Raw genomic sequence first — 12,586 nt, forward strand, 5'->3', positions numbered from 1 at the left:
AGGGTTTTAAAGGGTGGATTGGTAGCTGGAAAACGTTATTTTTTAAAGTGATTTTTTTTTTAAAACTAGTGGTTAAAAATTTTGAGATTTAAATTTTTCTCGTAGATTTACGAAATAATCATAGTAATAATAATTCATTCTTAAACACACCACCTGATGAAAGAACTTAACAGTCAAGAAGAAACAATTATGCGCATCTTATGGAAACTTGGTCAAGGCCTGGTTCGTGATGTACTCAACGAAATGGAGGAGCCGAAGCCCCCATACACCACGCTGGCATCCACTATCCGCCTATTGGAGCGAAAAGGATACCTGACCCATAAATTGTACGGAAACACGCACATGTACATTCCTCTGGTTTCTCAGGAGGAATATAGCAAAAAAAGCATCAATTATATGGTGAAAAACTTCTTTGAAGGTTCAGTAGGGAATTTCCTATCCTTTATGGTAAAGGAGAAAAATATATCCAAAAAAGAGGTGGAGGATTTGGAGCGAATGATTGATGATTTTGAAAAGAAAGGAAAAAAATGAATGCGGTTTTAAATTATCTAGTGGAAGGAAGTCTTTGCCTGATTTTGAGCTGGGGCTTTTTCCGGGTTTTTCTGGAGAAACTTACTTTCTTTGATTGGAACCGAAGAGTATTGTTACTCTTGATGATCATTGCCTTGATTATTCCGCTGCTCTCTTTTGAGGCAGCGGCAATCAATCCAGTTTCTCTTTCAGAGTACACCCTACCTGTTTTTGAGGTAGGTAATGCATCGACTACTCCTGGTATTACGGTTTCTTGGCAAGAAGTAGTCCTGTTAAGTTATGGAATTGGGTTTTTGGTTTTTTTGGGAAAAATTTCGCTTGGAATAGCCAAACCAATTTATCAACTGCAGCTGGTGGAGAAATTCGAATACAAAGGGATGAAAATTGCAGTTCATCCAAGTTTTGAACCTGCTTCTTTTTTCAACTACATTTTGCTTCCCTATTTTGATCCTCAAGATGCCGACCAGCAAAAGATCCTTTTGCATGAATCAGTACACGTATCGGAAAGACACACCTTTGATTTGATTTTACTCCAATTAGTCAAAGTAGTTTTTTGGTTTAATCCCATCGTTTACCTTTTTGAGCGCTCTTTAAGAGAAGTTCATGAGTTTCAAGCCGATCAAGGAGTGACTCAGCGTTATTCTCAAATCGACTATTCCAGATTATTGCTCCGCCTGATTACTCAGGATCAAGGCTGGCAATTCACAAATAGTTTTAATCAATTTCAAACCAAAAAACGAATTGTTATGATGAATAAAGAAAAATCCAATTACTTACAAAAAGGCCGGTTTTTGATGGTTTTGCCCATTTTAGGCCTAATGGTATTTGCTTTTTCCTGCGATCAGAATATCGGGGAGGAGCCTATTAAACCCGAAAATTTGGTGGAGGTTGTCAACGAGGACGGGAGTACCGAACTCAACGCCATCGCTAATGGCCGGGTAGTGGAAGTCTCTGCTGACGAAATCTTTGATGTAGTGGAAGATCAGCCCATTCCTCCGGGGGGGATGGAAGGATGGAATAACTACTTAAAAGAAAATTTGTCTTATTCCGAACAAGCTAAAAAGGAAGGAATCGAAGGGACGGTAATTGTAGTTTTTGTTGTTAATACCGACGGCTCGATTCAGGATGTGGATATTTTAAGAGGATTGGGAGCAGGTTTGGATGAAGAAGCGATCAAGGTAGTTCAAAATGCTCCAAACTGGGAGCCCGGAAAACAACGTGGTCGAGAAGTCCGGACACGTATGAGGTTACCAATTCGATTTAAACTAAGTTAATTTGATCATAGGTTTATTTTAGACACGAAAATCTCTTCAATACTTTGAAGAGATTTTCGCTTTTTTCCAATCCCAGAAATTTTTTCTCATTTTTTCTACACACCCTGTAGCATTTTTAAGAAACAATTCGTCCTTTCTAAAAATAAGTAATGCGTAAATTTTTCAGTGCGATTCTTCTGATTTTCTTGTGCAGCTTTGCATGGCAGCTTGGTCATGAAAGCCAAGGAAATCCAGTGGATGTCAACCTGGAAAAAAAATCGCCATGTAATAGGGGAGATCTGCTACCCAATGAAGCAAATCGAAAACCATCCGCTTCCCGTTTGAATAGTAATCCTTCCTTAAAACCCTGAATTGAAGCACTTGGACTGGTCTGATGAAGAGTTGATTGTCGGTTGCAAACGAAAATCAGCAAAGCATGAAGAAGTTTTTTTTAAGCGATACTATGGCTATGTCATGGGGATCAGCTTGTCATATGCCAAAGATCGGGACTTAGCTCAGGAAATCGTCAATGACAGCTTTCTCAAATTCTTTTCATCCATTAAGAGTTTTGAGGAGTTTCAGTCCGTAAAATCCTGGCTGCGCAGAATCACTGTCAATACAGCCATAGATTTCTATCGAAAAAATAAACGGCTTCAGCAGCAGTGTGATATTCAAGATCAGGTAGAGGTATTTCATCCGGGAGGTGCCTTGTCACAAATGGCCTATGAGGATTTAATAAAGTTAATTCATCTGCTTCCTCCCGATCAGAAATTGGTCTTTAATCTTTACGAAGTGGAGGGTTTTAGTCATCGGGAAATCGCAGATAAAATGAAAATTACCGAAAGTTCTTCTCGGGTTTATTTGGCCAGAGCCAAATCTAAACTTCGAGATTTAGTACAATTTCACCTGAACGAATATGCAGGAAGATAAAATCAGTAAGTTAATCGCTCAGAAGCTGAAGCAGGTTCAAGAGAACGAGCCTCAGCCCTATGATCTTGGTGCGTGGGAAAATTTTCAGGAGAAAAGAAAGGCCAAGAGTAGCCCGTTGAACACCTGGTGGCTGTCAGGTATTGCGGCTTCAATTTTGATTGGAGCGATTGGGTTTTCGGTTTATTTCTCGGCTAGCAGTCCTGTGGAGCAAGTCTCAGATCAGGTACTTTCCACCAATTCCTTTAGTCCAGATCGTTCTGAAAAGTCCCTAATCGATAGCGCTAAAGAAACTCCCTCAGCGGGTAATCAAGCAGAAAAGCAGTTTTTATCCCCATCGGAAGAAACCGATTTTGTGCCTCGGCAAGAGCTTATTGAGGAACATTCCTTAGCGCAACATTCGGAAGCCAAAGCTAATAAAAGGAAGAGCGAAAGTAAAAAATCCAATTTAATTGCCAAGGTTGAATCAGTAAGTCCAGTGGAAAAGTTAGACAAAAGTGGAAGTCGCTCACTCGAGGAAGTGCTGTTATTTTCATCCAAGGATTTGTTATCCAATTATAATTTCTCCACAGGAGTACCCAGTCGGATTTTAGCCGATCAGAATAAAACAGTTGTTCCGAGTAATGAGGAGAGCGATTTTGAATTTCCCCCCATTCTTGCGGAGAAAAGTAAGCTGACTCTTGGATTAGGTTTGAGTCCAGGGTTTGGTGCATCCGAGCAAAATGGCAATGCTTCGGTTAACTCTTCGCTGGGTATGGGTTTTTTGGTAGCCATGGACTTACCTGGAAAGTTAACCGTTGGTTCAGGACTGGGTATCAATGTGTTTAATCAAGAAAATCAACTTCAAAGCCCACCAAACGTAGCCTTTGCTTCGAGTATGTCCCCTGTTCAGGAGCAACTTCTGGTAAGACAAACTCAGTTGGATATTCCGGTATATTTCCAATATCCCATCACCACTAGTGAGTCCATTTCCCTCCAAGCGGGATTTTCAAATTTTATCGCTTTGAGTCAGGTTTCTGAATTGGAATCTTCCTTTACCAGGCAGGTTCCTGTATCGGGTCAAGATGCTTTGCTGAGCAATAGTTTCCAGCTGCGTAGTGAGTCTGTCGTTCAGACCCAGCAATTGGCTTCCCCGCCAGATGGCAAGTTTTATCCATTGGCTACCATGAATTTCGGGGTAAATTTACGAGTCATGCAATCAAATAAAACCAGCTATATTTTAATGCCTTTTTATCATCTTCCGGTAAATCAGTTTACTGGGTTCGGTGATAATCCAAGTTTTTATGGGGCTTCGTTCAAAGTCCGTTTTGGTGGAAAAAAGGATTAACCGGACATAGGACATAAAAAAATCCCCATTAAGGGGATTTTTTTTTAATCTTCAGAATTGCTTTCCTCAGTGGGCTCTCCACCTTCATTATCGGTGGGAGCGACATTTTGTCTTACCCGCTCGGTAGGTCGGTAAGGCACAAAACCTTCACGCTTGAATTTGTATGCAGTAGTTCTGTTCCCAGAGGGGTGATTGGCCAAATCCAACATACCAAAACCTTTATGAGTAAAGGCACCTAAACCACATTTGAATACAAAATCCTGCACTTCCGGAGCAGCATACAAGGTGAATGGCAAAGTATAGCCTCTAACTTCGTATTTCACGTCCATGTCATAAACTGCATAGATTCTAGCAAATTTCTTTTGCTGCTCCTTCAATTTGTTGACATAAACCATGTCTGGAACGACCTGGAATTTGTAGAAAGATTCCATTTGTTCTGGTGTATACCAACCGGAGCGCTCCATGCGAGTCAATGTAGATTCGTACAATAGATCTGAGAATTCATCGCTGTCTGGGCTGATAAATCGTTTGCCAATTTCCTCGTTGAATGCAGGGGTGATTAGAACGAGTGGAGAAATACAAACAAATTTGTTTGAAGTTTCTAATTCTGGCTCAATTTCAATCTCAGTATATTCCGGAGAAAGGATGAGATTTCCCAACTCAATCTTTGGGGTTGCAAAAACCTGCTCTAGTAAGTAATCCATGAAATCCTCGCTTTGCGAAGAAAGGACCAGCGTTACTAGGCTAGAGTAGTAATGCAATCCACTTCTGCTGACTTTGGTTTGACCCTTCAGTCCAGAGAAGTTAAAGTAATTGTAGTTGAAGAATTCTTCACGACCTCCCTTGACGATCAATCCTTTTAGAAATTGTGCCAGGATATACTGGTGGTGAAAAGGCAAGTATGAGCCTTTGTTTTTTAGTGAAAATATTAGTCTAACTCTCACGGTTTTTTAAAAATAAAATGAGACATCAATTAAATCAAAATACGATACGTAATTTTGGGTGAATAAGCAATAGCAAAAGTACAATTATTTTTTAATAATTATCAAACATTAAACCTAAAATGCATGATATCGCCGTCTTTTACGATGTATTCTTTTCCTTCAATTGCTATTTTACCATTTTCTCTACAACCCGCTTCGGTCTTGAATTGTTGGTAATCCTGTAATTTTATGACCTCAGCTTTAATGAATCCACGTTCAAAATCGGTATGAATGACTCCTGCAGCCTGAGGAGCTTTCCAGCCTTTTTGAATGGTCCAAGCACGTACTTCCTGAACTCCAGCGGTAAAATAGGTGATCAGATCAAGTAAGGAATAAGCTCCCGCAATAAGTTTATTTAACCCACTTTCGTCTAATCCATATTCGGAAAGGAACATGGCTTTTTCTTCTGGATCGTCAAACTCGGCGATTTGACTCTCGATTGCGGCGCAAAGTACGATGACTTCTGCATTTTCTTCCGCTACTTTAGTTCGTAGGGTTTCTACATGTTGGTTGCCTGTCAAAATACTTGATTCATCTACATTGGCCACATATAGCACTGGTTTGATGGTCAAAAGATGTAGATCGCGAACTGCTTCCAAATCTTCTTTTTCCACTTCAATAGCCCGCGCATTTAGCCCGGAAGTCAACCCTGTTTTGAACTGATGTAGGATTTCTAGCTCTTTTTTAGCTTTGGCATCTCCTGACTTGGCGACTTTCTCGATTCGTTGAATTTTCTTTTCAATGGATTCCAGATCTTTTAGCTGAAGCTCGGTGTCGATCACCTCCTTGTCAAAGATAGGGTCCACTCCGCCAGCTACGTGGACAATATTATCGTCTTCAAAACATCGGATAACGTGAATTATGGCGTCAACTTCACGGATATTGGCTAAGAATTTATTCCCTAAACCTTCTCCTTTGCTGGCACCTTTGACTAAGCCTGCGATATCCACAAACTCGATTACCGTTGGCATGATTCGCTGGGGATTCACCAGATCAGCAAGGATTTTTAGGCGCTTATCGGGGACGGTTACTACTCCTACATTGGGTTCGATGGTGCAGAAAGGGAAATTTGCTGCTTCAGCCTTGGCAGATGAAAGCGCATTAAACAAGGTGGACTTGCCCACGTTGGGTAGTCCAACAATGCCACATTGTAAAGCCATTTAATTCGTTGATTTAATTTTAAAGATTCGATAGGATTTATACCCTTTGAAGAACTCCAAAATGGAGACCCTGAAAATGGTATAAACCGGTATGGCAAAGATCATCCCGATGATACCGGCGAGTTTTGCCCCGGCAAAGATAATAACAAAAATTTCAAGGGGATGCGCTTTTACTGTTTTCGAAAAAATCAAGGGTTGCAGCAGAATATTATCGGTTAACTGAACCACGCCGAATACTGCAAGAATTTTCAAGAGAAGATAGGTGATATCAGCGGATTCTAAAAAAGTCCCCGTGGAAACTCCTACAATAATCCCAAATCCAGCGCCAAGAATAGGCCCTGCATAAGGAATTAAATTGGCTACTGCAGCAAACAAAGCGATTGTCAAGGCATATTCAATTCCCATGAGGCTGAGTCCGATACTGGCCAAAGTGAATATGGCCAACATTTGAAGCAAAAGCCCGGAAAGGTAATTGGATAGGAGTTTTTCGACCTTGGTAAAGGTAGCTACAGAAAGTTCAAAATAAGGGTTTGGAATCAGATTGAGTAGATTTCTTCGAAGTATTCCGTTTTCAAACAGTAGAAAAAAAGTAATAAAAGCTATGGCCATCAGCCCTATGGCTAAGGAGCTGGTTGTATCAATGACTGTCCCAATAAAATTTCCCACATCAAAGCTTGAGATGGTGTTAATGATGTTTTTTCTAAACTCTTCGAATAAAAAGCCGGGTTGGGAATCCAGAAGTTTATACCTGATCAAGGTTTGTTCAAAATTAGAAATGGGAATTTGAATTTGTTGGTAAATGGTGTTCAAATCCAAATTGCTCAAAATCTGAATCTGATTATTAATCAAAGGAAAAAACAACAAACTCAAGGTGATCAAAAGCAAGATAATCGAAGAATAAGAAATCAATATTGCCAGCCACCGTGGAATATGCTGTCCCAACAAGTGAAAATCATTGAGCCGATTGGTCAGAGGTCGCAGCAGTGCGGCTAAAATCAAGGACAATATCAGATAGGAGGTAATGTTTGAAAAGTACCAGCCGAATAGCAGGAAAAAGAAAATGAACAGGAAAATATAAATGAAGAAACGCTGCATATCCAATAGAAAAGGAGGTCAATTGACCTCCTTCAAAATACTATATAAATCTTCTAACTTTCAAATCTAATCTTGGACTTGATCATTCCCATTTTAATTCATCCTTGTATTCATCCTCGGAATCCTCATTGTCAAATTGCTCAAAATCATAATCTGGCAATAATTCTGTCCTCACATGGTCCACCGTTTCATTAAGTGCATCTACAAACTTCAGGAAATCTTCTTTGTATAAAAAGATCTTATGTTTTTCGTAACTGAAATTATCACCGTTGATTTTACGCTTACTCTCCGTGATGGTTAAGTAATAATCATTTGAACGGGTAGTTTTAATATCAAAAAAATAAGTTCGTTTTCCTGCCTTTACTTTTTTGGAGAATATTTCATCTCTGTCATAGCCTCTTCTATCTTCCACAATGCGTATTAGTTTAGGGTTGTGCTGGGGTATTAAATTCAAACTAAGATAACATAAATCATTTCTTGTTTTCAAACCAAGTTTTGATTTTTTTCAAGAAAATGTAATAATCCAGGTATAAGTGGTTTAAAATCAGAAACGAACAATTTTCAGAAAATTGGGGAGAAGATCTTACTCCCCATGAAGAAAGGCTTTTTTTACAAGTAGTTGATCCTCGGTTTCTGGATGGTCGGGATCATCCACACAGCAGTCTACGGGACATACCGCGGCACACTGCGGTTCTTCATGAAAGCCGTTACATTCGGTACATTTTTCAGTGACGATATAATAAAATTCATCGGAAACAGGTGCTTGCTTTTCAGTTGCACTTACAACCGTTCCGTCTTCTAGGGTTACTTCTTTGAGCGAAGTTCCTCCTCCCCAAGTCCACTCTACTCCGCCTTCATAAATTGCCGTATTTGGGCATTCCGGTTCGCATGCACCACAGTTGATGCATTCGTCAGTGATCATTATTGCCATATCTCAAACTATTTGATTTCAAAAGTAAGAAGCTTCTAAGACTCTGCCAATAAAAAGTTGTCATACTAACTAATTTAAATTAATTCTTACCATTATTCACCTCATTTTAGGTTAAATTTGCCACTATTATGACAATCGAGACCAGAATTCAGGCGTTCATTCAGTTAGGCAATTTGATCCGAACCCTTGCCACAGATCAAAAAGAAGAGCTCTTTGCGCGAGCTGAAAACAGAAATAATTGGTTTACCCACAGCAATTGTCAAGATGCCCTGGAGGGAGTTTCCACACTGTTGGAAGAAGAAAAATTAAGGACTTGGCTTGCTGCCTATTCCTTAGTAGATGATCCAACTTCCAAAAAAATCGGCGTGCTCATGGCCGGAAACATTCCCTTTGTTGGATTTCATGATTTGATGACCGTCTTGATTTCTGGTCATCATGCACATGTCAAATTGAGTACAGCCGATGAGGTGTTAATGAAATGGATAATTGATCGTTTGGTTGAAATAGAACCGGAATTAAAAGATCGAATTGTCATTTCTGATATGCTCAAGGGAAGAGATGCCTACATTGCCACTGGATCGGATAATTCGGCAAGGTACTTTTCTTACTATTTTGGAAAATATCCTTCCATAATCCGTAAAAATAGGACCTCTATTGCGATTTTTGATGGGACTGAGAGCGAGGAAGAGCTTAGAAATTTCGGTACAGATGTGTTCCAATATTTTGGTTTAGGCTGCCGAAATGTTTCTAAAATATTTGTAAAAAATCAATCTCAGTTAATCAAATTGCTCGATAACTTGGAAGGGTATCAATCTATCGTCCACCACCATAAATACCGGAATAACTACGATTACAACAAGTCCATTTACTTGGTCAACGGGGAACCTCATCTGGATAATGGGTTTTTGATTTTAAGGGAAAGTGAGGAATTGGTTTCGCCAATATCTGTACTTTACCACAGTTTTTATGAGGATAAGGAATCCCTTGAAAAGGAATTGGAAATTCAAAAAAACAAGATTCAATGCATCGTGGCGAATCCGAAAGTTTGGGAAAAAGCGGTTCAGTTTGGTTCTGCTCAGCGTCCTGAGGTGTGGGATTATGCTGACGGGGTGGATACGATGGATTTCTTGATCGGCTTAAATTAGGCTGTAGGCAACACCACCGTGAAGCAAGTGCCTGATCCTTCTTCGGACTCGATTTCAAGATGCCCTTTGTTTTTTTTAAGATAATCCCTCACTAAAACCAAACCTAATCCTGTGCCGGACTCATTGTGCAGTCCCCGAGTGGTAAAGGAAACTCCTTCTCTAAGTTTATTCAGATTTTCGCTGGAAATACCGGCGCCAAAATCCCTAATTTCAATTTCTGCGGTCTGATCTTCCCTACGTTTGGCATGGATCAGGATGGTGTCTCCAGCTTTTGAATATTTGATCGCATTGCTCACTAAATTCCGTAATACCAATTCGATCATATTTCTATCGGCAGTGACCTGAATAGACTCTGATGTGGAAATCTCTATTTTGATTTTGTTTTCTTGGGCGATTCTACTTAAAAGTCTTTTTTGATTTTCCAGAAGGGGTAAAATTTGAAACTCCTGAGGTTCTATGTATTCTCCGCGTATCTGCGAGCTTGCCCAAGCCAGAAGATTTTCCAACAGAATGGAAACCTCTTCCATGTTTCGGGATACCTCAGGTAGCATTTCCATAAATTCTTCCGTGCTGATCAATCCGTTTTCTGTCATTCCGATCAATTCTTTCACCCCAAAAATGGGTCCTTTGAGATCATGAGAAATGATGCTGAAAAATTTATCCTTTAATTGATTGAGTTGTTTGAGGTCCTCGGCTTGGTCTCTGAGTTGTTGATTGATTTTAACTTCTTGGGTGATGTCATCAAAAATCAAAATCGTACCACCCAGGATAGATTTTTTATCCAAAATGGGAATGGATTCAATTTTAAAGTTGAAAATTTCTTCATTTTGCCGAGACTCGATTATGAATGTTTCTTTTGTAAATGTCTCCAGTGAATTGAGGATTTCATGGTCTTGGGCAAAAATGTCAGTAACATGAGCTCCAATTTTTATTTTTGAAGGATAGGAGCAAAACTTTTTTGAGGCGGGGTTGTATTCCAAAATTTTATTCTTTGAGTTGAAAACAATCACACCCCGGGTAATATTCTCCATTATCTTAGTATGGGCAATTGGCTTGACGCTAAAAAGGTTATACCTAAGTATAGCAAAACCCAATAAGAGATAGGTAAATAAGAAAGCAAAGGGAGTAAGGTCTAGTCCCTGATAGGGTTTGATCAATTCAAGCTGATAAAAAAGGTTGACAAGCAAAGGGAAAAGTCCGGCTCCGATGATGAGTTGTGTCTGGGTTTTGAAGAGTGGATCTGCATATTGAAATCGCTTCCAAAGGATTAGAGTGCCTGCCAAAAATGCGAGGTAAGAATAAATGGTGTGAATCAAATACCAAGGTCCAATTTCAATCCCCAGAAATGGAAATGGACCCGATTCTTCCAGCCAAGTCTGGGCATAATGGAGATGATGAAATTCATTGGTCAAAACCATTGAATAGGTAATTACGGGGATCAGAAAAGTGAATACCAAGGCCCATTTGGAATTCCAATCCCGAAACCCAGTGTATCGAAGGGTGAAAATAACCCAAACTGCAGGAGTAAATGATATGCCTAAATACTCCAGCTTGATCCAAAAAAGCATGTCCTCCAGCGTTTTACTGGACAGTTCAAGTCCATAGAAGAGCGACCAAACCGAAGCAAAAAGCATGGTAAGTGCAATCCATCGTGTTGCCTCATTCAATTTGATCGAGAGAAAAGTCGAAATTACCACCACAAGAAGGCTGGTAAAAATCAACACTGCGGATAAAAAGTTTAACTCTAATTCCATAAAAGCGGATAACTCTTAAGAAGATTTACTTGTAATGTTTAATCAAATTCGGCTTATTCGAAGGTACTAATTCTAACTGCAAGTCGAATCAAATTGGAAGCTAAAATTACAAACAGAAAGAAGGGACCTGCGTTAATTTCGCCATTCACTCTGGTTTTATTTCTGACGTTGATGTGTTTGATCTTTTCCACTTGGATTCAAAGTGAAAACGAAGAGTCTTACGGTCAGGTTTTTTTTAAGTCTTTGGTATTTTGGCAAGAAGGGTTTTTTGGGCTTTTGGATTTTACCCTCCAGATGATGATGATTTTGGTTTTTGGCTATGCTTTAGCGATTTACAAACCCATTCATTCCTTTCTCCGAAAACTTTCCTTTTTACCAAAAACCCATTTGCAAGCCCTCTTTTTATGTGCTTTAATTACAATTTTTGCCGGCCTGATCAACTGGGGCTTTGGTTTGGTGATTGGAGCCTTATTGGCCAGATTTGTTTTTTTGGCCATGAAAGAAAAAGGAATCGAGAGTGATCCTGTATTGCTAGCATCGGCCGGATATTTGGGGATGGCAGTATGGCATGGAGGCTTATCTGGATCTGCCCCTTTAAAAGTAGCCGAAGAAGGTCATTTTCTCCAAAATAAAATTGGGATAATACCTGTTTCAGAAACAATTTTTGCTTCTTTTAATATGGGGGTTACAGGAGGTTTGATAACCGTGTTTTTTTTGTCCCTTTGGGTTTTGTCTTGCAGAAAAAACACATCTGAACCTCCGGTTTATTCTCAGCCTTTAAGGCCTGTTAATCCCAGTAGAAAAAACTTTTTAGGACTGTTTTTAGGGGGATTAATGATTGTTTTGGTGATCGGAAAAATCGCTTTTCAAGCCGAATTTGATCTTGGTTTTCTCAATCTCAACATGGTCAATTTTTTGCTCTTTGGCGCCTGTTTGATGGCCTACCGAGGACTTCCTCAATTCACCGAGGCGATTATCGAAGGTCTAAAAAGCTCTGCGGATATTTTCATCCAATTCCCATTTTACGCAGGGATTCTGGGCTTGGTGACCCAGTCTGGTTTGTTGGAGTTGACAGTAGGCTATTTTCTGGAGAATTCTGACAGCAACACATTTCCCCTAGTTGCCTTGTTTTCATCGGCCTTGATCAATCTATTGGTTCCTTCGGGCGGAGGTCAATGGGCGGTTCAGGGTCCCCTTCTAATGGAAATCAGCCAGTCTTTAGGCTTATCTGCTGCCCGCATGATTATGGTTTTCTCTTACGGGGATCAGATTTCAAATTTACTGCAGCCTTTCTGGGCTTTGCCCTTGCTTTCGATTACAGGAGTGAAAGCCAAAGCTTTGCTTAAAACTGGTTTTTGGCTTTTTCTGGCAGGATTTACCTATTTGGCAGGAATACTGTATGTTTCATTTTGAGTTTTTTGAAAATAGCTAAAATGGGTTTAAATAAGGATAAAGTATTCTTTTGAGAGGTTGTTTGGTT

The 12,586-nt window shown here is 39.8% G+C and carries 12 protein-coding genes; 6 read left to right on the forward strand and 6 right to left on the reverse strand.

Features of this window, described 5'->3' with window-relative positions; all coding sequences use genetic code 11:
* The first annotated feature begins 156 nt into the window (after positions 1–156).
* From Q0L00_RS07680 to Q0L00_RS07695, 4 genes are all read left to right on the forward strand, one after another.
* Complete coding sequence (locus Q0L00_RS07680) at positions 157–531, forward strand: BlaI/MecI/CopY family transcriptional regulator (RefSeq protein ID WP_297336292.1); 375 nt, start codon at positions 157–159, stop codon at positions 529–531.
* Positions 528–1,805, forward strand: coding sequence for a M56 family metallopeptidase (locus Q0L00_RS07685; protein ID WP_297336293.1), 1,278 nt, complete (start codon positions 528–530; stop codon positions 1,803–1,805). The genes Q0L00_RS07680 and Q0L00_RS07685 overlap by 4 nt, the downstream gene beginning before the upstream one ends.
* A gap of 351 nt (positions 1,806–2,156) precedes the next feature.
* Positions 2,157–2,714: an RNA polymerase sigma factor gene (locus Q0L00_RS07690; protein WP_297336294.1), complete on the forward strand. Its 558-nt coding sequence runs from the start codon at positions 2,157–2,159 to the stop codon at positions 2,712–2,714.
* The gene (locus Q0L00_RS07695; protein ID WP_297336295.1) at positions 2,701–4,038 is read left to right on the forward strand and encodes a hypothetical protein; all 1,338 of its coding nucleotides are present in this window, start codon (positions 2,701–2,703) and stop codon (positions 4,036–4,038) included. The genes Q0L00_RS07690 and Q0L00_RS07695 overlap by 14 nt, the downstream gene beginning before the upstream one ends.
* A 44-nt stretch (positions 4,039–4,082) precedes the next feature.
* Here the strand turns inward: Q0L00_RS07695 and cas6 are convergent, their stop codons facing one another.
* The 5 genes from cas6 to Q0L00_RS07720 all read right to left on the reverse strand — a co-directional run bounded on the left by cas6 (position 4,083) and on the right by Q0L00_RS07720 (position 8,207).
* The gene (cas6, locus tag Q0L00_RS07700) at positions 4,083–4,982 is read right to left on the reverse strand and encodes a CRISPR-associated endoribonuclease Cas6 (RefSeq protein ID WP_297336296.1); all 900 of its coding nucleotides are present in this window, start codon (positions 4,980–4,982) and stop codon (positions 4,083–4,085) included.
* A gap of 101 nt (positions 4,983–5,083) precedes the next feature.
* On the reverse strand, positions 5,084–6,181 hold the full coding sequence (ychF, locus tag Q0L00_RS07705) for a redox-regulated ATPase YchF (protein ID WP_297336297.1): 1,098 nt from the start codon (positions 6,179–6,181) through the stop codon (positions 5,084–5,086).
* Positions 6,182–7,276, reverse strand: a complete 1,095-nt coding sequence (locus Q0L00_RS07710) for an AI-2E family transporter (protein ID WP_297336298.1) — start codon at positions 7,274–7,276, stop codon at positions 6,182–6,184.
* A gap of 82 nt (positions 7,277–7,358) precedes the next feature.
* Positions 7,359–7,688, reverse strand: a complete 330-nt coding sequence (locus Q0L00_RS07715) for a DUF3276 family protein (protein WP_297336299.1) — start codon at positions 7,686–7,688, stop codon at positions 7,359–7,361.
* A gap of 171 nt (positions 7,689–7,859) precedes the next feature.
* Positions 7,860–8,207, reverse strand: coding sequence for a 4Fe-4S binding protein (locus tag Q0L00_RS07720; RefSeq protein WP_297336300.1), 348 nt, complete (start codon positions 8,205–8,207; stop codon positions 7,860–7,862).
* Positions 8,208–8,335: 128 nt separating this feature from the next.
* On the opposite strand from Q0L00_RS07720, the gene Q0L00_RS07725 reads away from it, so the two are divergent.
* Positions 8,336–9,352 carry an acyl-CoA reductase gene (locus Q0L00_RS07725; protein WP_297336301.1) on the forward strand — a complete coding sequence of 339 codons (1,017 nt, stop codon included), beginning with the start codon at positions 8,336–8,338 and terminating at the stop codon, positions 9,350–9,352.
* Here Q0L00_RS07725 and Q0L00_RS07730 read toward each other — a convergent pair.
* On the reverse strand, positions 9,349–11,106 hold the full coding sequence (locus Q0L00_RS07730; protein WP_297336302.1) for a histidine kinase N-terminal 7TM domain-containing protein: 1,758 nt from the start codon (positions 11,104–11,106) through the stop codon (positions 9,349–9,351). The two genes, Q0L00_RS07725 and Q0L00_RS07730, sit on opposite strands and share 4 nt — an antisense overlap.
* 93 nt (positions 11,107–11,199) lie before the next feature.
* Between Q0L00_RS07730 and Q0L00_RS07735 the strand changes: the two genes are divergently transcribed.
* Positions 11,200–12,519: a TIGR00366 family protein gene (locus tag Q0L00_RS07735; RefSeq protein ID WP_297336303.1), complete on the forward strand. Its 1,320-nt coding sequence runs from the start codon at positions 11,200–11,202 to the stop codon at positions 12,517–12,519.
* Positions 12,520–12,586: the final 67 nt, after the last annotated feature.

Source organism: Algoriphagus sp. (assembly GCF_024305035.1).
Lineage (GTDB): Bacteria > Bacteroidota > Bacteroidia > Cytophagales > Cyclobacteriaceae > Algoriphagus.

Excerpts from the sequence above, each read along its gene's own strand:
- Q0L00_RS07680 (WP_297336292.1), top strand. The coding sequence starts at position 157 with ATGAAAGAACTTAACAGTCAAGAAGAAACAATTATGCGCATCTTATGG.
- Q0L00_RS07685 (WP_297336293.1), top strand. The coding sequence starts at position 528 with ATGAATGCGGTTTTAAATTATCTAGTGGAAGGAAGTCTTTGCCTGATT.
- Q0L00_RS07695 (WP_297336295.1), top strand. The coding sequence starts at position 2,701 with ATGCAGGAAGATAAAATCAGTAAGTTAATCGCTCAGAAGCTGAAGCAG.
- ychF (WP_297336297.1), bottom strand. The coding sequence starts at position 6,181 with ATGGCTTTACAATGTGGCATTGTTGGACTACCCAACGTGGGCAAGTCC.
- Q0L00_RS07710 (WP_297336298.1), bottom strand. The coding sequence starts at position 7,276 with ATGCAGCGTTTCTTCATTTATATTTTCCTGTTCATTTTCTTTTTCCTG.
- Q0L00_RS07720 (WP_297336300.1), bottom strand. The coding sequence starts at position 8,207 with ATGGCAATAATGATCACTGACGAATGCATCAACTGTGGTGCATGCGAA.
- Q0L00_RS07725 (WP_297336301.1), top strand. The coding sequence starts at position 8,336 with ATGACAATCGAGACCAGAATTCAGGCGTTCATTCAGTTAGGCAATTTG.
- Q0L00_RS07730 (WP_297336302.1), bottom strand. The coding sequence starts at position 11,106 with ATGGAATTAGAGTTAAACTTTTTATCCGCAGTGTTGATTTTTACCAGC.